This is a genomic window from Bacillus sp. FSL W8-0920 (assembly GCF_038593215.1).
Lineage (GTDB): Bacteria > Bacillota > Bacilli > Bacillales > Bacillaceae > Bacillus > Bacillus pumilus.
The window spans coordinates 86,651-109,149 of record NZ_CP151974.1; the positions used below are offsets into that span (position 1 = coordinate 86,651).

Here is a 22,499-nt window from a genome sequence, read left to right on the forward strand (position 1 = left end):
GGTGAGCAGAGCATGATATTAATGATTGATAATTATGATTCATTTACGTACAACCTGGTCCAGTATTTAGGTGAGCTTGGAGAAGAATTGATTGTGAAACGGAATGATCAAGTAACCATTCAAGAAATCGAAGAACTCGAGCCAGATTTTCTCATGATTTCTCCAGGGCCATGCAGTCCTGATGAAGCGGGAATTAGTATGGAGGCAATCAAGCACTTTGCGGGAAGTATTCCGATCTTCGGTGTGTGCCTGGGGCATCAATCCATTGCGCAAGTCTTTGGAGGGGATGTCGTTCGTGCTGAGCGCTTAATGCATGGTAAAACGTCAGAGATTGAACATGACGGAAAAGGTGTCTTCACTGGACTCCAAAATCCGCTCGTCGCAACGAGATATCATTCATTAATTGTCAAAAACGAGACGCTGCCGGAGTGCTTTGTCGCAACAGCCAGCACAAAGGAAGGCGAGCTCATGGCCATTCGCCATAAAGAGCTACCAATTGAAAGTGTACAGTTTCATCCTGAATCGATTATGACGTCCTTCGGAAAAGAAATGCTGAAAAATTTCATTGAAACCTATCGTAAAAAGGGGCATGAAGTAAACGCATGATCATTTATCTGAACGGTCAGTATATAGAGGAGAAAGACGCGACTCTTTCTCCTTTTGATCATGGTTTTCTATATGGCATCGGTGTATTCGAAACATTTACCAGCCTGGCAGGACAAGTCTTTCTGTTAGATTGGCACCTTGAAAGGCTCAATCAATCATTGGGTGACCTTTGCATCGAATCCACAATAGAAAAACCATTTGTACTCGACATCATTCATACCTTACTAAATAAAAACGAAATAGCCGGTGGTCATGCGAGAATTCGCTTTAATGTTTCTGCAGGCAGAGGCAATGGATTTTCTGCAGATCCTTATGAAGAGCCTGTCGTGTTTGTCATGATCTCTCCATTCCGGCCCGAATCTATTTTAGATGAGAAGCAGGGAGCCATTCTTCAAACGAGAAGAAATACGCCGGAAGGTTCAAGGCGCCTCAAGTCTCATCATTATATGAACAACCTGCTCGCAAAAAGAGAAGTGGGGAATGATCCGTCGTTAGAAGGCATCTTTTTAACAAAAGAAAATGATGTGGCAGAAGGCATTACCTCCAATGTATTTTGGCGAAAAGGCGATGTGATTTATACACCGTCACTTGATACAGGCATTTTAAATGGGGTCACTCGTCGATATTGTATCGAAACACTCCAAGCGATGGAGGCGTCGCTAAAAGTAGGGCGATACCCGGTCTCCCATTTGCTATCAGCTGATGAGGCATGGATGACCAATTCTGTTCAAGGGATTGTGCCTTTCGGAAGTATAGGGGAAATCTCCTTGCACCAAAACAGCCGGATCATCTCAACGAAATTGAGAACACAATATACTAAAGAACGTCTAGAACATAAAGAGTAGGTGGACACAATGACACAACAAGTGATAAAACAGCCTAAAATCTTACAAGCCAAGCACCACACCCTTAGTTATGAAGAAAAGACATTGGTCATGGGCATTTTAAATGTTACACCTGACTCTTTTTCAGATGGAGGAAAGTTTAATCAAGTGGATAAAGCGCTGGCTCATGCAGCGCAGCTGATAGAGGACGGGGCACATATCATTGATATAGGCGGAGAATCGACTCGTCCTGGAGCGGCGTTTGTCTCAGAACAAGAGGAGCTTTCAAGAGTCATTCCCGTCATTGAAAAGATCACAAAAGAATTGGATGTACCGATTTCCATTGATACGTATAAAGCCCATGTGGCAGATGAAGCAGTGAAAGCCGGAGCTTCCATCATCAATGATGTATGGGGAGCGAAGGCAGATCCTCAAATGGCGCATGTGGCAGCGAAGCACAATGTGCCGATTATTTTAATGCACAATCGGCCAGAGCGAAACTATACACATCTAATTTCAGATATGATCGCAGATTTGAAAGAAAGTGTTCAAATTGCGAAACAAGCGGGTGTCCGTGATGACATGATCATATTAGACCCAGGTGTAGGGTTTGCGAAAAATAAAGAGGACAACCTGATGGTCATGAATGAACTCGAACATTTTTGTCACCTTGGGTATCCACTGCTCTTAGCTACATCTCGAAAGCGATTCATCGGAGCTGTCTTAGACCTGCCACCGGAAGAACGTACTGAAGGAACGGGGGCTACGGTCTGCCTTGGGATTCAAAAAGGCAGTGCGATGGTTCGTGTACATGATGTAAAAGAAATCGCAAGAATGGCAAAAATGATGGATGCCATGTTGAATAAAGGAGGCGCTTATCATCGATAAAGTATATGTAAATGGAATGGAATTTTACGGCTACCATGGCGTATTTGCAGAAGAAAATAAATTAGGACAGCGGTTCCGTGTGGATTTAACAGCTTCACTTGATTTAAGTAAAGCCGGACAAACGGATGACCTCAATGAGACGATCAATTATGCAGAGCTCTACCATATCTGCAAAAGCATTGTAGAGGGTGAATCAGTCAACCTCGTTGAAACACTGACAGAAAGAATTGCGAGCCAAGTGTTAAAGGACTTCCCGACAGTTCAGGAATGTACAGTGAAGGTGATCAAACCAGATCCGCCAATTCCAGGACACTATCAGTCCGTTGCCATTGAAATGACGAGATCGCGCGCATGAACAATACCGCATACATCGCTTTAGGTTCGAACATAGGGAAAAAGGAAACCTATTTAAAAGAAGCCGTCAAAAAACTGCACGAACATCCAGAGGTTCAAGTAGAATCAATCTCATCTATATATGAAACAACACCTGTAGGTTACGAAAACCAAGATGACTTTTTAAATATGGCTGTGAAAATTTCCACCTCGCTTCGTCCGCATGAACTACTGACACTTACTCAGAAAATCGAGCAAGAGTTAGGCAGAACAAGAGAAGTGAGATGGGGACCGCGAACGGCTGACCTTGACATTTTACTTTATAATCGTGAAAATATTGAAACAGAACAGCTTGTAGTGCCACATCCTAGAATGTACGAACGTTTATTCGTTCTCGTTCCGATGAGTGAGATTTGCCCAGAAATCGGCAAAGTACAAATAAATGCCGTAACAGACCAAGAAGGTGTAAGCATATGGAAAAAGATATGTGGGGTAGAAGAATTCGTGCATACCGAAAGCTAAAAGGGTATACTCAGGAAGGGTTCGCGAAAAGACTGGGCATCTCTGTCTCTGTCTTAGGAGAAATTGAGCGAGGCAATCGATTACCAACAAACCAATTGGTTGATCAAATAGCAGATGCTTTAAATATAACGGTGGAAGAACTTTCACCAATTCTTGAAGAAGGAAGGAGGGGAAGTGATGTTTAAAATCGGAGATATCGACATTAAAAACAAAGTGGTGCTCGCACCTATGGCTGGTGTGTGCAACTCTGCCTTCAGACTGACAGTGAAAGAGTTTGGAGCAGGTTTAGTCTGCGCTGAAATGATCAGTGACAAGGCGATCCTGATCAACAATGCAAGAACAATGGGTATGCTATACATTGATGAACGGGAAAAGCCTTTGAGCCTTCAGATATTTGGAGGTGAAAAAGACACTCTCGTTGAAGCAGCAAAGTTTGTAGACCAGAATACCACAGCGGACATTATTGATATCAACATGGGCTGTCCTGTACCGAAGATTACGAAATGTGATGCAGGAGCGAAATGGCTGCTTGATCCAAACAAGATTTATGAAATGGTCTCTGCTGTTGTAGATGCTGTAGATAAACCTGTTACGGTGAAAATGAGAATGGGCTGGGACGAAGATCATATCTTCGCTATCGACAATGCCCGTGCTGTTGAACGAGCAGGTGGACAAGCGGTTGCGCTTCACGGGCGGACACGTGTGCAGATGTACGAAGGAACAGCGAATTGGGATATTATAAAAGAGGTCAAACAATCTGTTTCCATTCCTGTCATCGGCAATGGAGATGTTAAAACCCCTCAAGATGCAAAACGTATGCTTGATGAAACGGGTGTAGATGCTGTCATGATCGGAAGAGCCGCACTAGGAAACCCGTGGATGATCTATCGAACGGTTCATTATTTAGAAACGGGTGAACTGAAAGAAGAGCCAAATGTACGTGAGAAGATGTCAGTGTGCAAGCTTCACTTAGACAGACTTATTGATCTAAAAGGCGAGCATGTGGCTGTCAGAGAAATGAGAAAGCACGCAGCATGGTACTTAAAAGGTGTCCGAGGCAATGCGGACGTGAGAAATCAAATCAATCAAAGCGAAACGAGAGCGGAGCTTGTACAAGTTCTTGATGACTTTACGATCGAAGCCGAGGCAAAAGAGCTTCAAAGTATAAAAGTAGGATAAGACTATCTTTCTTTTTGTAGCTCACTGCTAGTGCATGTACTGGCAGTTTTTCTGCTTTTCTCTGCAAAATACATTATTGGAGTGATATAAATGAGTAATGAAGGGCTTAATAACGAAGAATTAAATGACCAATTCCAGGTCAGACGTGACAAAATGAATAAAATGAGAGAAGAGGGTATCGATCCATTCGGTGAACGATATGACCGTTCTCATCAATCTGCACAAATTATTGCAGAATACGATGAGTTTTCTAAAGAAGACTTAGAAGAAAAGTCTGCCCAAGTGACAATCGCTGGACGTATGATGACAAAGCGTGGAAAAGGGAAAGCTGGCTTTGCGCATATACAAGACTTAGAAGGACAAATTCAAATCTACGTTCGTAAAGATAGTGTAGGAGAAGAAGCTTACGAATTATTCAAAAGCTCAGACCTAGGTGATATTATCGGTGTAACAGGAGCGGTATTTAAAACGAATGTAGGAGAACTTTCTATTAAAGCGACTAGCTTTGAGGTTCTCACAAAAGCACTTCGCCCACTTCCTGATAAATATCATGGACTTAAAGATGTTGAACAACGTTATCGTCAGCGTTACCTTGACCTGATTGTAAATCCAGAAAGTAAGCAGACGTTCATCATGCGAAGCAAGATCATTCAATCTATGAGAAGATACTTAGATTCTAAAGGATACCTAGAAGTTGAAACACCAACTATGCACAGCATCCCTGGTGGTGCATCAGCACGTCCTTTCATTACTCATCATAATGCACTGGATATGCCGCTCTATATGCGTATTGCGATTGAATTGCACTTAAAACGCCTCATTGTCGGTGGCCTAGAGAAAGTATACGAGATTGGCCGTGTATTCCGTAACGAAGGTGTATCAACTCGTCATAACCCAGAATTCACTATGATCGAGCTGTACGAAGCTTACGCAGATTACAAAGACATCATGAACCTAACTGAAAACCTGATTGCTCATATAGCCGAAGAGGTACTAGGGACAACCACGATTCAATATGGAGAAGATGAAATTGATCTCAAGCCTGAATGGAAAAGACTCCATATGGTTGAAGCGGTCAAAGAAGCAACTGGTGTAGACTTCTGGCAGGAGATGTCTATAGAAGAAGCGAAACAGCATGCAGCTGATCACGGAATTGAAATTACGAAAAACATGACAGTAGGTCATATCATCAATGAGTTCTTCGAGCAAAAAGTTGAGGAAACATTGGTGCAGCCTACCTTTATTTACGGACACCCAGTGGAGATTTCTCCATTAGCTAAGAAAAATCCTGAAGATCCTCGCTTCACTGATCGCTTTGAGCTATTTATCGTACGCCGTGAACATGCTAATGCATTCACAGAGCTAAACGATCCAATCGATCAACGAGAACGATTCGAAGCTCAATTAAAAGAACGTGAAGAAGGAAATGACGAAGCGCATCTAATGGATGACGATTTTGTTGAAGCATTAGAATATGGTATGCCTCCAACAGGCGGACTAGGAATCGGTATCGACCGGTTAATCATGCTATTAACAAATTCTCCATCAATCAGAGATGTACTGCTTTTCCCACAAATGAGAAACCGCTAATACATCAATTAAAGCGCCATTTTAACTATGGCGCTTTTTATTTTTCATAAAATGAAACTTTTTTTAAAAAAACTATTGCAAGGAAAGAATCAAGGTGGTATATTATTATTCGTTGCCGCAAAACAGCAACGAGGTTAAAAAAAGAAATTGAATAAACTTCTTGACTTTAACCAATACGAAATGTTAAGATATTAAAGTCGCTTACGAGCGATAACGAAAATGATCTTTGAAAACTAAACAAGACAAAACGTACCTGTTAATTCGAGTTTTTATAAAAAAATCCTATGTTATATCATAGGTAGTCAGTCAAACGCTGACGAAAAACAAAACTTCGGTTTTGTACTTTTTCGGAGAGTTTGATCCTGGCTCAGGACGAACGCTGGCGGCGTGCCTAATACATGCAAGTCGAGCGGACAGAAGGGAGCTTGCTCCCGGATGTTAGCGGCGGACGGGTGAGTAACACGTGGGTAACCTGCCTGTAAGACTGGGATAACTCCGGGAAACCGGAGCTAATACCGGATAGTTCCTTGAACCGCATGGTTCAAGGATGAAAGACGGTTTCGGCTGTCACTTACAGATGGACCCGCGGCGCATTAGCTAGTTGGTGGGGTAATGGCTCACCAAGGCGACGATGCGTAGCCGACCTGAGAGGGTGATCGGCCACACTGGGACTGAGACACGGCCCAGACTCCTACGGGAGGCAGCAGTAGGGAATCTTCCGCAATGGACGAAAGTCTGACGGAGCAACGCCGCGTGAGTGATGAAGGTTTTCGGATCGTAAAGCTCTGTTGTTAGGGAAGAACAAGTGCGAGAGTAACTGCTCGCACCTTGACGGTACCTAACCAGAAAGCCACGGCTAACTACGTGCCAGCAGCCGCGGTAATACGTAGGTGGCAAGCGTTGTCCGGAATTATTGGGCGTAAAGGGCTCGCAGGCGGTTTCTTAAGTCTGATGTGAAAGCCCCCGGCTCAACCGGGGAGGGTCATTGGAAACTGGGAAACTTGAGTGCAGAAGAGGAGAGTGGAATTCCACGTGTAGCGGTGAAATGCGTAGAGATGTGGAGGAACACCAGTGGCGAAGGCGACTCTCTGGTCTGTAACTGACGCTGAGGAGCGAAAGCGTGGGGAGCGAACAGGATTAGATACCCTGGTAGTCCACGCCGTAAACGATGAGTGCTAAGTGTTAGGGGGTTTCCGCCCCTTAGTGCTGCAGCTAACGCATTAAGCACTCCGCCTGGGGAGTACGGTCGCAAGACTGAAACTCAAAGGAATTGACGGGGGCCCGCACAAGCGGTGGAGCATGTGGTTTAATTCGAAGCAACGCGAAGAACCTTACCAGGTCTTGACATCCTCTGACAACCCTAGAGATAGGGCTTTCCCTTCGGGGACAGAGTGACAGGTGGTGCATGGTTGTCGTCAGCTCGTGTCGTGAGATGTTGGGTTAAGTCCCGCAACGAGCGCAACCCTTGATCTTAGTTGCCAGCATTTAGTTGGGCACTCTAAGGTGACTGCCGGTGACAAACCGGAGGAAGGTGGGGATGACGTCAAATCATCATGCCCCTTATGACCTGGGCTACACACGTGCTACAATGGACAGAACAAAGGGCTGCGAGACCGCAAGGTTTAGCCAATCCCATAAATCTGTTCTCAGTTCGGATCGCAGTCTGCAACTCGACTGCGTGAAGCTGGAATCGCTAGTAATCGCGGATCAGCATGCCGCGGTGAATACGTTCCCGGGCCTTGTACACACCGCCCGTCACACCACGAGAGTTTGCAACACCCGAAGTCGGTGAGGTAACCTTTATGGAGCCAGCCGCCGAAGGTGGGGCAGATGATTGGGGTGAAGTCGTAACAAGGTAGCCGTATCGGAAGGTGCGGCTGGATCACCTCCTTTCTAAGGATATATGGAGCAGTGTGCGTTTTCGTCTTGTTTAGTTTTGAAGGATCATTCCTTCAAGACATGTCTCTAGCGAGACAGGATTGTTCTTTGAAAACTAGATAACAATAAGTAATACATTCACATTGAATGCAATGCAAAGTTCATCACACATAGTGATTCTTTCTAAAGTAAGAAATGGTTAAGTTAGAAAGGGCGCACGGTGGATGCCTTGGCACTAGGAGCCGATGAAGGACGGGACGAACACCGATATGCTTCGGGGAGCTGTAAGCAAGCTTTGATCCGGAGATTTCCGAATGGGGAAACCCACTGCTCGTAATGGAGTAGTATCCATACTTGAATACATAGAGTATGAGAAGGCATACCCGGGGAACTGAAACATCTAAGTACCCGGAGGAAGAGAAAGCAAATGCGATTCCCTGAGTAGCGGCGAGCGAAACGGGAACAGCCCAAACCAAGAGGCTTGCCTCTTGGGGTTGTAGGACACTCTATACGGAGTTACAAAGGAACGATATAAGCGAAGAGGTCTGGAAAGGCCCGCCAAAGAAGGTAACAGCCCTGTAACTGAAATGTTGTTCTCTCCAGAGTGGATCCTGAGTACGGCGGAACACGTGAAATTCCGTCGGAATCCGGGAGGACCATCTCCCAAGGCTAAATACTCCCTAGTGACCGATAGTGAACCAGTACCGTGAGGGAAAGGTGAAAAGCACCCCGGAAGGGGAGTGAAATAGATCCTGAAACCGTGTGCCTACAAGTAGTCAGAGCCCGTTAAAGGGTGATGGCGTGCCTTTTGTAGAATGAACCGGCGAGTTACGATCCCGTGCAAGGTTAAGCAGAAGATGCGGAGCCGCAGCGAAAGCGAGTCTGAATAGGGCGCATGAGTACGTGGTCGTAGACCCGAAACCAGGTGATCTACCCATGTCCAGGGTGAAGTTCAGGTAACACTGAATGGAGGCCCGAACCCACGCACGTTGAAAAGTGCGGGGATGAGGTGTGGGTAGGGGTGAAATGCCAATCGAACCTGGAGATAGCTGGTTCTCTCCGAAATAGCTTTAGGGCTAGCCTCAAGGTAAGAGTCTCGGAGGTAGAGCACTGATTGGACTAGGGGCCCCTACCGGGTTACCGAATTCAGTCAAACTCCGAATGCCGATGACTTATCCTTGGGAGTCAGACTGCGAGTGATAAGATCCGTAGTCGAAAGGGAAACAGCCCAGACCGCCAGCTAAGGTCCCAAAGTATACGTTAAGTGGAAAAGGATGTGGAGTTGCTTAGACAACCAGGATGTTGGCTTAGAAGCAGCCACCATTTAAAGAGTGCGTAATAGCTCACTGGTCGAGTGACTCTGCGCCGAAAATGTACCGGGGCTAAACGTATCACCGAAGCTGCGGACTGTTCTTACGAACAGTGGTAGGAGAGCGTTCTAAGTGCTGTGAAGTCAGACCGGAAGGACTGGTGGAGCGCTTAGAAGTGAGAATGCCGGTATGAGTAGCGAAAGACGGGTGAGAATCCCGTCCACCGAATGCCTAAGGTTTCCTGAGGAAGGCTCGTCCGCTCAGGGTTAGTCGGGACCTAAGCCGAGGCCGAAAGGCGTAGGCGATGGACAACAGGTTGATATTCCTGTACCACCTCCTCACCATTTGAGCAATGGGGGGACGCAGGAGGATAGGGTAAGCGCGGTATTGGATATCCGCGTCCAAGCAGTTAGGCTGGGAAATAGGCAAATCCGTTTCCCGTAAAGGCTGAGCTGTGATGGCGAGCGAAATTTAGTAGCGAAGTTCCTGATTCCACACTGCCAAGAAAAGCCTCTAGCGAGGTGAGAGGTGCCCGTACCGCAAACCGACACAGGTAGGCGAGGAGAGAATCCTAAGGTGATCGAGAGAACTCTCGTTAAGGAACTCGGCAAAATGACCCCGTAACTTCGGGAGAAGGGGTGCTTCTTAGGGTGTTAAAGCCCCGAGAAGCCGCAGTGAATAGGCCCAGGCGACTGTTTAGCAAAAACACAGGTCTCTGCGAAGCCGTAAGGCGAAGTATAGGGGCTGACGCCTGCCCGGTGCTGGAAGGTTAAGAGGAGCGCTTAGCGTAAGCGAAGGTGCGAATTGAAGCCCCAGTAAACGGCGGCCGTAACTATAACGGTCCTAAGGTAGCGAAATTCCTTGTCGGGTAAGTTCCGACCCGCACGAAAGGCGCAACGATCTGGGCACTGTCTCAACGAGAGACTCGGTGAAATTATAGTACCTGTGAAGATGCAGGTTACCCGCGACAGGACGGAAAGACCCCGTGGAGCTTTACTGCAGCCTGATATTGAATGTTGGTACAGCTTGTACAGGATAGGTAGGAGCCTTGGAAACCGGAGCGCTAGCTTCGGTGGAGGCATCGGTGGGATACTACCCTGGCTGTATTGACCTTCTAACCCGCTGCCCTTATCGGGCAGGGAGACAGTGTCAGGTGGGCAGTTTGACTGGGGCGGTCGCCTCCTAAAATGTAACGGAGGCGCCCAAAGGTTCCCTCAGAATGGTTGGAAATCATTCGCAGAGTGTAAAGGCACAAGGGAGCTTGACTGCGAGACCTACAAGTCGAGCAGGGACGAAAGTCGGGCTTAGTGATCCGGTGGTTCCGCATGGAAGGGCCATCGCTCAACGGATAAAAGCTACCCCGGGGATAACAGGCTTATCTCCCCCAAGAGTCCACATCGACGGGGAGGTTTGGCACCTCGATGTCGGCTCATCGCATCCTGGGGCTGTAGTCGGTCCCAAGGGTTGGGCTGTTCGCCCATTAAAGCGGTACGCGAGCTGGGTTCAGAACGTCGTGAGACAGTTCGGTCCCTATCCGTCGCGGGCGCAGGAAATTTGAGAGGAGCTGTCCTTAGTACGAGAGGACCGGGATGGACGCACCGCTGGTGTACCAGTTGTTCTGCCAAGGGCATCGCTGGGTAGCTATGTGCGGACGGGATAAGTGCTGAAAGCATCTAAGCATGAAGCCCCCCTCAAGATGAGATTTCCCATTCCGCAAGGAAGTAAGATCCCTGAAAGATGATCAGGTTGATAGGTCTGAGGTGGAAGCGTGGTGACACGTGGAGCTGACAGATACTAATAGATCGAGGACTTAACCTATATTCTAATGTGAAGTTTGAACATTGTTATCTAGTTTTGAGAGAACATTCTCTCCATCAGGTTTGGTGGCGATAGCGAAGAGGTCACACCCGTTCCCATACCGAACACGGAAGTTAAGCTCTTCAGCGCCGATGGTAGTTGGGGGTCTCCCCCTGTGAGAGTAGGACGCCGCCAAGCTTTTCTAAGGATCAGTTCCATTCGGAACTGGTTTTTTTTGTTTTTGAAAAAATTACTTCTATTAAATCACTTTGTAAAGTGAGAAGTGATGACGTAGTAAGCCTCATCGATCAATTGATCCTTCCGTTCGTCTCACTTTCATGTATTCTCATTGAACAACGCAGTTGTTGTGTGGATCGGTTGTTCAATTCGTTTAGGATGAAGATCAAAAGCATAGAAAGCAGCCAATAAGAATTTTCTTTGGCAGCCAGATACAGAGGGCTGTTTAGAGACACACTAGATAACTGAGTATTGCCAAAGAACATAGAGCACCCTTCAGTTAATTTTTTCGCCCACTCTAAGTAAGAACAAGAAAGAATCAATAACTAACTTGTTAACCAAGTAACACTTTAATATTGAAGATAGTAAAGAACAGCATCATTTACGGATATTTTTACACGAAAATGATTTCTCAGAAAAATAAAATAATAAAAGAATCCCTTCTCTAGATGATTTGTATGAGAAGATATATTGAAGAAAACAAGCATATAAAAAGCGTGAAAAGGGTCATTTCACATCAATAAAGCTTTATTAGAGCGCTTTTTAACAAAAAAACATAAAAAAATGAAAAAAAGACTTTTAAAATGATGAGACAAGTGGTAAACTTCTTTAGGTGCCTTAACGAAAAGATGAAAAAAACAACGTTAAAATAAATTCAAAAATTATTTTAAAAAAGTCTTTACAAACAATATCTTATCGTTATATAATACTACTTGTCGGATCGAGAGACATTCGAAATGACAACACAATATGGAGGATTAGCTCAGCTGGGAGAGCATCTGCCTTACAAGCAGAGGGTCGGCGGTTCGAGCCCGTCATCCTCCACCATATTTATTCTTACATAATGTTAGGATAGATAAAGCCGGTGTAGCTCAACTGGTAGAGCAACTGACTTGTAATCAGTAGGTTGGGGGTTCAAGTCCTCTTGCCGGCACCAGTTTCATATGGTAAGATAGACAAGTCGCTTTTAAAGCGAGCCATTAGCTCAGTTGGTAGAGCATCTGACTTTTAATCAGAGGGTCGAAGGTTCGAGTCCTTCATGGCTCACCATGTTTCATGCGGGTGTGGCGGAATTGGCAGACGCGCTAGACTTAGGATCTAGTGTCTTTATGACGTGGGGGTTCAAGTCCCTTCACCCGCATTGCCAAATAAAATAAAGAAATCCTGTAATGCGGAAGTAGTTCAGTGGTAGAACACCACCTTGCCAAGGTGGGGGTCGCGGGTTCGAATCCCGTCTTCCGCTTATACCATCCACGCCGGGGTGGTGGAATTGGCAGACACACAGGACTTAAAATCCTGCGGTAGGTGACTACCGTGCCGGTTCAAGTCCGGCCCTCGGCATTATACAATAAGCGCCCGTAGCTCAATTGGATAGAGCGTTTGACTACGGATCAAAAGGTTAGGGGTTCGACTCCTCTCGGGCGCGCCATTAAGATCGGGAAGTAGCTCAGCTTGGTAGAGCACTTGGTTTGGGACCAAGGGGTCGCAGGTTCGAATCCTGTCTTCCCGACCATCTTTTATGGGGCCTTAGCTCAGCTGGGAGAGCGCCTGCCTTGCACGCAGGAGGTCAGCGGTTCGATCCCGCTAGGCTCCACCAATATGATCTTTGAAAACTAAACAAGACAAAACGTACCTGTTAATTCGAGTTTTTATAAAAAAATCCTATGTTATATCATAGGTAGTCAGTCAAACACTGACGAAAAACAAAACTTCGGTTTTGTACTTTTTCGGAGAGTTTGATCCTGGCTCAGGACGAACGCTGGCGGCGTGCCTAATACATGCAAGTCGAGCGGACAGAAGGGAGCTTGCTCCCGGATGTTAGCGGCGGACGGGTGAGTAACACGTGGGTAACCTGCCTGTAAGACTGGGATAACTCCGGGAAACCGGAGCTAATACCGGATAGTTCCTTGAACCGCATGGTTCAAGGATGAAAGACGGTTTCGGCTGTCACTTACAGATGGACCCGCGGCGCATTAGCTAGTTGGTGGGGTAATGGCTCACCAAGGCGACGATGCGTAGCCGACCTGAGAGGGTGATCGGCCACACTGGGACTGAGACACGGCCCAGACTCCTACGGGAGGCAGCAGTAGGGAATCTTCCGCAATGGACGAAAGTCTGACGGAGCAACGCCGCGTGAGTGATGAAGGTTTTCGGATCGTAAAGCTCTGTTGTTAGGGAAGAACAAGTGCGAGAGTAACTGCTCGCACCTTGACGGTACCTAACCAGAAAGCCACGGCTAACTACGTGCCAGCAGCCGCGGTAATACGTAGGTGGCAAGCGTTGTCCGGAATTATTGGGCGTAAAGGGCTCGCAGGCGGTTTCTTAAGTCTGATGTGAAAGCCCCCGGCTCAACCGGGGAGGGTCATTGGAAACTGGGAAACTTGAGTGCAGAAGAGGAGAGTGGAATTCCACGTGTAGCGGTGAAATGCGTAGAGATGTGGAGGAACACCAGTGGCGAAGGCGACTCTCTGGTCTGTAACTGACGCTGAGGAGCGAAAGCGTGGGGAGCGAACAGGATTAGATACCCTGGTAGTCCACGCCGTAAACGATGAGTGCTAAGTGTTAGGGGGTTTCCGCCCCTTAGTGCTGCAGCTAACGCATTAAGCACTCCGCCTGGGGAGTACGGTCGCAAGACTGAAACTCAAAGGAATTGACGGGGGCCCGCACAAGCGGTGGAGCATGTGGTTTAATTCGAAGCAACGCGAAGAACCTTACCAGGTCTTGACATCCTCTGACAACCCTAGAGATAGGGCTTTCCCTTCGGGGACAGAGTGACAGGTGGTGCATGGTTGTCGTCAGCTCGTGTCGTGAGATGTTGGGTTAAGTCCCGCAACGAGCGCAACCCTTGATCTTAGTTGCCAGCATTTAGTTGGGCACTCTAAGGTGACTGCCGGTGACAAACCGGAGGAAGGTGGGGATGACGTCAAATCATCATGCCCCTTATGACCTGGGCTACACACGTGCTACAATGGACAGAACAAAGGGCTGCGAGACCGCAAGGTTTAGCCAATCCCATAAATCTGTTCTCAGTTCGGATCGCAGTCTGCAACTCGACTGCGTGAAGCTGGAATCGCTAGTAATCGCGGATCAGCATGCCGCGGTGAATACGTTCCCGGGCCTTGTACACACCGCCCGTCACACCACGAGAGTTTGCAACACCCGAAGTCGGTGAGGTAACCTTTATGGAGCCAGCCGCCGAAGGTGGGGCAGATGATTGGGGTGAAGTCGTAACAAGGTAGCCGTATCGGAAGGTGCGGCTGGATCACCTCCTTTCTAAGGATATATGGAGCAGTGTGCGTTTTCGTCTTGTTTAGTTTTGAAGGATCATTCCTTCAAGACATGTCTCTAGCGAGACAGGATTGTTCTTTGAAAACTAGATAACAATAAGTAATACATTCACATTGAATGCAATGCAAAGTTCATCACACATAGTGATTCTTTCTAAAGTAAGAAATGGTTAAGTTAGAAAGGGCGCACGGTGGATGCCTTGGCACTAGGAGCCGATGAAGGACGGGACGAACACCGATATGCTTCGGGGAGCTGTAAGCAAGCTTTGATCCGGAGATTTCCGAATGGGGAAACCCACTGCTCGTAATGGAGTAGTATCCATACTTGAATACATAGAGTATGAGAAGGCATACCCGGGGAACTGAAACATCTAAGTACCCGGAGGAAGAGAAAGCAAATGCGATTCCCTGAGTAGCGGCGAGCGAAACGGGAACAGCCCAAACCAAGAGGCTTGCCTCTTGGGGTTGTAGGACACTCTATACGGAGTTACAAAGGAACGATATAAGCGAAGAGGTCTGGAAAGGCCCGCCAAAGAAGGTAACAGCCCTGTAACTGAAATGTTGTTCTCTCCAGAGTGGATCCTGAGTACGGCGGAACACGTGAAATTCCGTCGGAATCCGGGAGGACCATCTCCCAAGGCTAAATACTCCCTAGTGACCGATAGTGAACCAGTACCGTGAGGGAAAGGTGAAAAGCACCCCGGAAGGGGAGTGAAATAGATCCTGAAACCGTGTGCCTACAAGTAGTCAGAGCCCGTTAAAGGGTGATGGCGTGCCTTTTGTAGAATGAACCGGCGAGTTACGATCCCGTGCAAGGTTAAGCAGAAGATGCGGAGCCGCAGCGAAAGCGAGTCTGAATAGGGCGCATGAGTACGTGGTCGTAGACCCGAAACCAGGTGATCTACCCATGTCCAGGGTGAAGTTCAGGTAACACTGAATGGAGGCCCGAACCCACGCACGTTGAAAAGTGCGGGGATGAGGTGTGGGTAGGGGTGAAATGCCAATCGAACCTGGAGATAGCTGGTTCTCTCCGAAATAGCTTTAGGGCTAGCCTCAAGGTAAGAGTCTCGGAGGTAGAGCACTGATTGGACTAGGGGCCCCTACCGGGTTACCGAATTCAGTCAAACTCCGAATGCCGATGACTTATCCTTGGGAGTCAGACTGCGAGTGATAAGATCCGTAGTCGAAAGGGAAACAGCCCAGACCGCCAGCTAAGGTCCCAAAGTATACGTTAAGTGGAAAAGGATGTGGAGTTGCTTAGACAACCAGGATGTTGGCTTAGAAGCAGCCACCATTTAAAGAGTGCGTAATAGCTCACTGGTCGAGTGACTCTGCGCCGAAAATGTACCGGGGCTAAACGTATCACCGAAGCTGCGGACTGTTCTTACGAACAGTGGTAGGAGAGCGTTCTAAGTGCTGTGAAGTCAGACCGGAAGGACTGGTGGAGCGCTTAGAAGTGAGAATGCCGGTATGAGTAGCGAAAGACGGGTGAGAATCCCGTCCACCGAATGCCTAAGGTTTCCTGAGGAAGGCTCGTCCGCTCAGGGTTAGTCGGGACCTAAGCCGAGGCCGAAAGGCGTAGGCGATGGACAACAGGTTGATATTCCTGTACCACCTCCTCACCATTTGAGCAATGGGGGGACGCAGGAGGATAGGGTAAGCGCGGTATTGGATATCCGCGTCCAAGCAGTTAGGCTGGGAAATAGGCAAATCCGTTTCCCGTAAAGGCTGAGCTGTGATGGCGAGCGAAATTTAGTAGCGAAGTTCCTGATTCCACACTGCCAAGAAAAGCCTCTAGCGAGGTGAGAGGTGCCCGTACCGCAAACCGACACAGGTAGGCGAGGAGAGAATCCTAAGGTGATCGAGAGAACTCTCGTTAAGGAACTCGGCAAAATGACCCCGTAACTTCGGGAGAAGGGGTGCTTCTTAGGGTGTTAAAGCCCCGAGAAGCCGCAGTGAATAGGCCCAGGCGACTGTTTAGCAAAAACACAGGTCTCTGCGAAGCCGTAAGGCGAAGTATAGGGGCTGACGCCTGCCCGGTGCTGGAAGGTTAAGAGGAGCGCTTAGCGTAAGCGAAGGTGCGAATTGAAGCCCCAGTAAACGGCGGCCGTAACTATAACGGTCCTAAGGTAGCGAAATTCCTTGTCGGGTAAGTTCCGACCCGCACGAAAGGCGCAACGATCTGGGCACTGTCTCAACGAGAGACTCGGTGAAATTATAGTACCTGTGAAGATGCAGGTTACCCGCGACAGGACGGAAAGACCCCGTGGAGCTTTACTGCAGCCTGATATTGAATGTTGGTACAGCTTGTACAGGATAGGTAGGAGCCTTGGAAACCGGAGCGCTAGCTTCGGTGGAGGCATCGGTGGGATACTACCCTGGCTGTATTGACCTTCTAACCCGCTGCCCTTATCGGGCAGGGAGACAGTGTCAGGTGGGCAGTTTGACTGGGGCGGTCGCCTCCTAAAATGTAACGGAGGCGCCCAAAGGTTCCCTCAGAATGGTTGGAAATCATTCGCAGAGTGTAAAGGCACAAGGGAGCTTGACTGCGAGACCTACAAGTCGAGCAGGGACGAAAGTCGGGCTTAGTGATCCGGTGGTTCCGCATGGAAGGGCCATCGCTCAACGGATAAAAGCTACCCCGGGGATAACAGGCTTATCTCCCCCAAGAGTCCACATCGACGGGGAGGTTTGGCACCTCGATGTCGGCTCATCGCATCCTGGGGCTGTAGTCGGTCCCAAGGGTTGGGCTGTTCGCCCATTAAAGCGGTACGCGAGCTGGGTTCAGAACGTCGTGAGACAGTTCGGTCCCTATCCGTCGCGGGCGCAGGAAATTTGAGAGGAGCTGTCCTTAGTACGAGAGGACCGGGATGGACGCACCGCTGGTGTACCAGTTGTTCTGCCAAGGGCATCGCTGGGTAGCTATGTGCGGACGGGATAAGTGCTGAAAGCATCTAAGCATGAAGCCCCCCTCAAGATGAGATTTCCCATTCCGCAAGGAAGTAAGATCCCTGAAAGATGATCAGGTTGATAGGTCTGAGGTGGAAGCGTGGTGACACGTGGAGCTGACAGATACTAATAGATCGAGGACTTAACCTATATTCTAATGTGAAGTTTGAACATTGTTATCTAGTTTTGAGAGAACATTCTCTCCATCAGGTTTGGTGGCGATAGCGAAGAGGTCACACCCGTTCCCATACCGAACACGGAAGTTAAGCTCTTCAGCGCCGATGGTAGTTGGGGGTCTCCCCCTGTGAGAGTAGGACGCCGCCAAGCTTTTCTAAGGATCAGTTCCATACGGAACTGGTCTTTTTTGTGTTTTTGAGAGGTTTGACACCATATAAATGTGGAAATAATATTCTTAGTTGAGCGATTATCTTGAAAAATCGACCGAAAAAATTTATAGTAAGATTAAAGTCAAATATAGTCAAAGTCAATGGAGGAGGAGGCGGAGTGGCACAAAATATTTCTGATATCATCGAGCAGTATTTGAAAGAAGTCTTGGATCAGAATGGTCGAGAAATATTAGAAATTAAGCGCAATGAAATTGCAGATAAGTTTCAATGCGTACCTTCACAAATTAACTATGTTATCAATACACGCTTTACGAGCGAGAGAGGCTATATCGTTGAAAGTAAGCGTGGCGGCGGTGGCTATATCCGCATCATTAAAGTCAAAATGAATGATGAAGTCGACTTATTGAACAATATTATTTCCCAAATATATCATCGTTTATCACAGGCTGCCTCTGATCATATCATCATGCGTCTTGTCGAAAATAACATTTTATCTGAAAGAGAAGCAAAGATGATGATCAGTGTCATGGACCGTTCTGTTTTGCACATTGATTTACCTGAACGGGATGAATTACGGGCTCGGATGATGAAAGCGATGTTAAATGCTTTGAAATTAAAGTAAAGCGGGTGAAAAGATTGATTTGTCAAGAATGCAATGAGAGACCAGCCACTTTTCACTTTACGAAAGTTATAAATGGAGAAAAACAGGAAATGCACATATGTGAACAATGTGCAAAAGAAAACAGTGATTCATATGCTATGAGTGGAAACCAAGGTTTCTCGATTCACAACCTATTATCAGGCTTACTGAATATTGATCCTAGCTTTACCACAAGTGCGAATAAGGGAGCATCCATTTTTCAAGAAGCGAGAGAAGTGGATCAATGTCCTAAATGTGGCTTAACCTTTCAACAATTCAGAAAAACAGGCCGTTTTGGCTGTGCAGAATGCTATCGTTCATTTGATCAGTATCTAAACCCTGTTTTACGGAAAGTCCATAGTGGAAATACAGTCCATCATGGAAAAGTGCCTAAACGGATTGCCGGCAGTCTTCATGTGCGCCGGAAACTTGAGTTGATGCAGCAAGAGCTGAAGCAGTTAATTGAACAAGAAGAGTTTGAAAAAGCAGCGGAAGTTCGAGATCAAATTCGTGCTTTAGAGCATGAGCAATCTCAGCAGAGGGAGGGAGATTAACAACATGTCGCTCCAGCATTTTATTCAAGACGCTTTAAGTCAATGGATGAAACAAAAAGGACCAGAAAGTGACATTGTTCTAAGCAGTCGAATCAGGCTAGCGCGCAATCTAGAGCATGTTCGTTTCCCAACTCAGTTTTCTCAGGAAGAGGCTGAAGCTGTTCTCCAGCAATTCGAGCAAAAGTTTGCTAGCCAGGAAGTGAAGGACATCGGAAACTTTGTTCTAATTCGAATGAATGAAACACAGCCTTTAGCAAAGAGGGTACTTGTTGAAAAGCATTTGATTAGCCCAAACTTAGCAGAATCAAGATTTGGCGGTTGTTTGCTTTCTGAAAATGAAGAAATCAGTGTGATGCTGAATGAAGAAGACCATATTCGGATCCAATGCTTATTCCCAGGATTCCAACTAGCCAATGCACTGAAAGCGGCTAACCAGATAGATGATTGGATTGAAGAGCAAGTGGATTATGCGTTTTCTGAAAAGCGAGGATACTTAACTAGCTGTCCAACCAATGTAGGTACAGGTATTAGGGCTTCGGTCATGATGCATTTACCAGCTTTAGCCCTCACAAGACAAATGAATCGGATTATTCCGGCGATTAATCAATTAGGTCTTGTAGTCAGAGGAATTTATGGTGAAGGCAGCGAAGCAATAGGGAACATCTTTCAAATTTCAAATCAAATGACACTTGGTCAATCAGAAGAAGACATTGTAGATGATTTAAATAGTGTGACCGCTCAGCTCATTGAACAAGAGCGATCTGCAAGAAAAGCGTTATATCAAACATCTAAAATTGAACTTGAGGACAGAGTGTACCGTTCGTTAGGGATTTTGTCCAATTGTCGTATGATTGAATCAAAGGAAACAGCAAAGTGTTTGTCAGATGTGCGCCTTGGAATTGATTTAGGTATCATTAAGGGGCTTTCAAGTAATATACTGAATGAACTCATGATTTTGACACAGCCTGGCTTTCTTCAACAATATTCAGGAGGAGCTCTGGAGCCAAATGAACGAGATATAAAACGAGCAGCGATTATTAGAGAAAGGCTGCGTTTAGAAATGCATAGGAATGGACAGGAGGATGAAACGATATGATGTTTGGAAGATTCACTGAAAGAGCTCAAAAGGTATTAGCACTTGCACAAGAAGAAGCCATTCGCCTAGGCCATAAGAACATTGGTACTGAACACATTTTACTTGGTCTAGTTCGTGAGGGTGAGGGCATCGCCGCAAAAGCGTTAGAAGCACTGGGCCTTGTTTCAGATAAAATCCAAAAAGAAGTCGAAAGCTTGATTGGAAGAGGGCAAGAGGTGTCTCAAGCTATTCCTCATTATACGCCTAGAGCGAAGAAGGTCACTGAGCTTTCAATGGATGAAGCAAGAAAGCTAGGTCATTCCTATGTAGGGACAGAACATATTCTATTAGGTCTTATTCGCGAGGGAGAGGGTGTAGCTGCCCGCGTGTTAAATAACCTCGGAGTGAGCTTAAATAAAGCACGTCAGCAAGTCCTGCAGCTGCTTGGCAGCAATGAAACAGGTGCATCTGCCGCTGGCTCTAACAGCAATGCAAATACACCAACATTAGATAGCTTGGCAAGAGATTTAACAGCGATTGCGAAAGAAGATAGCTTGGACCCTGTCATTGGACGAAGCAAAGAAATTCAGCGTGTCATCGAGGTTTTAAGCAGAAGAACAAAGAATAACCCTGTGCTGATTGGTGAGCCTGGTGTTGGTAAAACAGCCATTGCTGAAGGTCTGGCACAGCAAATTATTCATAATGAAGTGCCTGAAATCCTGCGCGATAAACGAGTGATGACGCTTGATATGGGAACTGTTGTAGCGGGAACGAAATATCGTGGTGAATTTGAGGATCGCTTGAAAAAAGTCATGGACGAAATTCGTCAGGCAGGAAATATCATTCTCTTCATTGATGAGCTTCATACATTGATTGGTGCTGGTGGAGCAGAGGGTGCGATTGACGCATCTAATATTCTCAAACCATCCTTAGCACGTGGAGAGCTTCAATGTATTGGGGCGACAACGTTAGATGAGTACCGTAAATATATTGAAAAGGATGCTGCGCTTGAACGACGTTTCCAGCCAATTCAAGTAGATCAGCCATCTGTTGATGAAAGTATTCAAATTTTAAGAGGACTTAGAGATCGTTATGAGGCACATCACCGTGTGTCCATTACAGATGAAGCGATTGAGGCGGCGGTGAAGTTATCTGACCGTTATATATCTGATCGTTTCCTTCCAGATAAGGCGATTGATTTAATTGATGAGGCAGGGTCGAAAGTCCGCTTACGTTCTTTCACAACACCGCCTAACCTAAAAGAACTAGAACAAAAGCTAGACGAAGTACGCAAGGAAAAGGATGCGGCTGTTCAAAGTCAGGAATTTGAAAAAGCAGCTTCTCTTCGCGATACAGAGCAGCGTTTGCGTGAAAAAGTAGAAGTCACAAAGAAATCTTGGAAAGAAAAGCAAGGTCAGGAGAATTCAGAGGTATCAGTGGATGATATCGCAATGGTTGTCTCTAGCTGGACGGGAGTGCCTGTTTCAAAAATTGCCCAAACCGAAACAGATAAGCTTCTAAATATGGAACAATTACTCCATTCTCGTGTAATTGGGCAGGATGAAGCAGTTGTCGCTGTAGCAAAAGCTGTGAGACGTGCGCGTGCTGGCTTAAAAGATCCAAAACGTCCAATCGGCTCATTTATCTTCTTAGGCCCAACAGGAGTTGGTAAAACGGAGCTTGCAAGAGCACTCGCAGAGTCTATTTTCGGTGATGAAGAAGCGATGATCCGTATCGATATGTCTGAATACATGGAGAAACACTCTACATCTAGACTTGTTGGGTCACCTCCAGGCTATGTTGGCTATGAAGAAGGCGGACAACTGACTGAAAAAGTGAGAAGAAAACCTTATTCTGTTGTGCTTTTAGATGAGATTGAAAAGGCGCATCCAGATGTATTCAACATCTTACTGCAAGTGTTAGAGGATGGTCGTCTGACTGATTCTAAAGGGCGTACTGTTGACTTTAGAAACACGATTTTAATCATGACATCCAACGTTGGAGCTAGTGAACTGAAGCGAAATAAATATGTTGGCTTTAATGTGCAGGATGAAGGTCAAAATTACAAGGATATGAAAGGCAAAGTGATGGGCGAGTTGAAACGTGCGTTTAGACCAGAATTCATCAACCGTATTGATGAAATCATTGTCTTCCATTCTCTTGAAAAGAAACATCTAAAAGAGATCGTGTCTCTCATGTCTGATCAATTGACGAAACGATTAAAAGAACAAGACCTTTCAATCGAATTGACAGAAGCAGCAAAAGCGAAGATTGCCGACGAAGGTGTAGACCTTGAGTACGGTGCGCGTCCGTTAAGAAGAGCGATTCAAAAGCATGTGGAAGATCGACTTTCTGAGGAGCTTCTGAAGGGCAATATTGAAAAAGGTCAACAAATCGTATTAGATGTGGAAGATGGAGAAATTGTCGTAAAAACGACGGCTGCTACGAACTAATATAGTAAGAAAAAAGTGTGAGGCATACCA

The 22,499-nt window shown here is 46.5% G+C and carries 12 protein-coding genes, 9 tRNA genes and 6 rRNA genes; all 27 read left to right on the forward strand.

Going from position 1 to position 22,499, the window contains the following annotated elements; all coding sequences use genetic code 11:
• Positions 1–12 precede the first annotated feature (12 nt).
• The 27 genes from pabA (at position 13) to clpC (ending at position 22,469) form a co-directional block, all read left to right on the forward strand.
• The gene (gene pabA, locus NSS78_RS00455) at positions 13–606 is read left to right on the forward strand and encodes an aminodeoxychorismate/anthranilate synthase component II (protein WP_342468258.1); all 594 of its coding nucleotides are present in this window, start codon (positions 13–15) and stop codon (positions 604–606) included.
• Entirely contained in the window at positions 603–1,451 is an 849-nt protein-coding gene (gene pabC / locus NSS78_RS00460) for an aminodeoxychorismate lyase (RefSeq protein WP_342468259.1), read from the forward strand. The genes pabA and pabC overlap by 4 nt, the downstream gene beginning before the upstream one ends.
• A gap of 9 nt (positions 1,452–1,460) precedes the next feature.
• Positions 1,461–2,318 (forward strand): dihydropteroate synthase, encoded by an 858-nt coding sequence (gene folP, locus NSS78_RS00465; RefSeq protein WP_342468260.1) that lies wholly within the window; start codon positions 1,461–1,463, stop codon positions 2,316–2,318.
• A complete protein-coding gene (gene folB, locus NSS78_RS00470) occupies positions 2,311–2,673 on the forward strand; it encodes a dihydroneopterin aldolase (RefSeq protein WP_034620891.1) in 363 nt (120 codons plus the stop codon). The genes folP and folB overlap by 8 nt, the downstream gene beginning before the upstream one ends.
• On the forward strand, positions 2,670–3,173 hold the full coding sequence (folK, locus tag NSS78_RS00475) for a 2-amino-4-hydroxy-6-hydroxymethyldihydropteridine diphosphokinase (RefSeq protein ID WP_342468261.1): 504 nt from the start codon (positions 2,670–2,672) through the stop codon (positions 3,171–3,173). The genes folB and folK overlap by 4 nt, the downstream gene beginning before the upstream one ends.
• Positions 3,125–3,358 carry a helix-turn-helix transcriptional regulator gene (locus NSS78_RS00480; RefSeq protein WP_342468262.1) on the forward strand — a complete coding sequence of 78 codons (234 nt, stop codon included), beginning with the start codon at positions 3,125–3,127 and terminating at the stop codon, positions 3,356–3,358. The genes folK and NSS78_RS00480 overlap by 49 nt, the downstream gene beginning before the upstream one ends.
• Positions 3,351–4,352: a tRNA dihydrouridine synthase DusB gene (dusB, locus tag NSS78_RS00485; protein WP_003217922.1), complete on the forward strand. Its 1,002-nt coding sequence runs from the start codon at positions 3,351–3,353 to the stop codon at positions 4,350–4,352. The genes NSS78_RS00480 and dusB overlap by 8 nt, the downstream gene beginning before the upstream one ends.
• 90 nt (positions 4,353–4,442) lie before the next feature.
• Positions 4,443–5,942 (forward strand): lysine--tRNA ligase, encoded by a 1,500-nt coding sequence (gene lysS / locus NSS78_RS00490; protein WP_003217915.1) that lies wholly within the window; start codon positions 4,443–4,445, stop codon positions 5,940–5,942.
• Positions 5,943–6,286: 344 nt separating this feature from the next.
• A 16S ribosomal RNA gene (locus NSS78_RS00495) occupies positions 6,287–7,835 on the forward strand.
• Positions 7,836–8,017: 182 nt separating this feature from the next.
• A 23S ribosomal RNA gene (locus NSS78_RS00500) occupies positions 8,018–10,948 on the forward strand.
• 61 nt (positions 10,949–11,009) lie between these two features.
• Positions 11,010–11,125 (forward strand): 5S ribosomal RNA (rrf, locus tag NSS78_RS00505).
• A gap of 791 nt (positions 11,126–11,916) precedes the next feature.
• Positions 11,917–11,992, forward strand: a tRNA-Val gene (locus tag NSS78_RS00510).
• A 33-nt stretch (positions 11,993–12,025) separates the two neighbouring features.
• Positions 12,026–12,101 (forward strand) — tRNA-Thr (locus NSS78_RS00515).
• Between the two features lie 37 nt (positions 12,102–12,138).
• Positions 12,139–12,214, forward strand: a tRNA-Lys gene (locus tag NSS78_RS00520).
• An 8-nt stretch (positions 12,215–12,222) separates the two neighbouring features.
• Positions 12,223–12,305: transfer RNA gene (locus NSS78_RS00525), tRNA-Leu, on the forward strand.
• A 30-nt stretch (positions 12,306–12,335) separates the two neighbouring features.
• Positions 12,336–12,407: transfer RNA gene (locus NSS78_RS00530), tRNA-Gly, on the forward strand.
• A 12-nt stretch (positions 12,408–12,419) separates the two neighbouring features.
• Positions 12,420–12,505: transfer RNA gene (locus tag NSS78_RS00535), tRNA-Leu, on the forward strand.
• Positions 12,506–12,516: 11 nt separating this feature from the next.
• A tRNA-Arg gene (locus NSS78_RS00540) sits at positions 12,517–12,593 on the forward strand.
• A 7-nt stretch (positions 12,594–12,600) separates the two neighbouring features.
• A tRNA-Pro gene (locus NSS78_RS00545) sits at positions 12,601–12,677 on the forward strand.
• Positions 12,678–12,685: 8 nt separating this feature from the next.
• A tRNA-Ala gene (locus tag NSS78_RS00550) sits at positions 12,686–12,761 on the forward strand.
• A gap of 127 nt (positions 12,762–12,888) precedes the next feature.
• Positions 12,889–14,437 (forward strand): 16S ribosomal RNA (locus NSS78_RS00555).
• 182 nt (positions 14,438–14,619) lie between these two features.
• A 23S ribosomal RNA gene (locus NSS78_RS00560) occupies positions 14,620–17,550 on the forward strand.
• Positions 17,551–17,611: 61 nt separating this feature from the next.
• Positions 17,612–17,727, forward strand: a 5S ribosomal RNA gene (gene rrf / locus NSS78_RS00565).
• The 16S, 23S and 5S rRNA genes sit together here with 9 tRNA genes alongside, the layout of an rRNA operon.
• Positions 17,728–17,904: 177 nt before the next feature.
• On the forward strand, positions 17,905–18,369 hold the full coding sequence (locus NSS78_RS00570) for a CtsR family transcriptional regulator (RefSeq protein ID WP_003217184.1): 465 nt from the start codon (positions 17,905–17,907) through the stop codon (positions 18,367–18,369).
• A gap of 14 nt (positions 18,370–18,383) precedes the next feature.
• Positions 18,384–18,941, forward strand: a complete 558-nt coding sequence (locus NSS78_RS00575) for a UvrB/UvrC motif-containing protein (RefSeq protein ID WP_212046628.1) — start codon at positions 18,384–18,386, stop codon at positions 18,939–18,941.
• A 4-nt stretch (positions 18,942–18,945) separates the two neighbouring features.
• Complete coding sequence (locus NSS78_RS00580; protein WP_003217181.1) at positions 18,946–20,037, forward strand: protein arginine kinase; 1,092 nt, start codon at positions 18,946–18,948, stop codon at positions 20,035–20,037.
• The gene (clpC, locus tag NSS78_RS00585; protein ID WP_003216969.1) at positions 20,034–22,469 is read left to right on the forward strand and encodes an ATP-dependent protease ATP-binding subunit ClpC; all 2,436 of its coding nucleotides are present in this window, start codon (positions 20,034–20,036) and stop codon (positions 22,467–22,469) included. Before NSS78_RS00580 ends, clpC begins: the two co-directional genes overlap by 4 nt.
• Positions 22,470–22,499: the final 30 nt, after the last annotated feature.

Coding starts and splice junctions, on each gene's coding strand:
- NSS78_RS00580 (WP_003217181.1), top strand. CDS start 18,946: ATGTCGCTCCAGCATTTTATTCAAGACGCTTTAAGTCAATGGATGAAA.
- dusB (WP_003217922.1), top strand. CDS start 3,351: ATGTTTAAAATCGGAGATATCGACATTAAAAACAAAGTGGTGCTCGCA.
- NSS78_RS00480 (WP_342468262.1), top strand. CDS start 3,125: ATGGAAAAAGATATGTGGGGTAGAAGAATTCGTGCATACCGAAAGCTA.
- folK (WP_342468261.1), top strand. CDS start 2,670: ATGAACAATACCGCATACATCGCTTTAGGTTCGAACATAGGGAAAAAG.
- lysS (WP_003217915.1), top strand. CDS start 4,443: ATGAGTAATGAAGGGCTTAATAACGAAGAATTAAATGACCAATTCCAG.
- clpC (WP_003216969.1), top strand. CDS start 20,034: ATGATGTTTGGAAGATTCACTGAAAGAGCTCAAAAGGTATTAGCACTT.
- pabA (WP_342468258.1), top strand. CDS start 13: ATGATATTAATGATTGATAATTATGATTCATTTACGTACAACCTGGTC.
- folP (WP_342468260.1), top strand. CDS start 1,461: ATGACACAACAAGTGATAAAACAGCCTAAAATCTTACAAGCCAAGCAC.
- pabC (WP_342468259.1), top strand. CDS start 603: ATGATCATTTATCTGAACGGTCAGTATATAGAGGAGAAAGACGCGACT.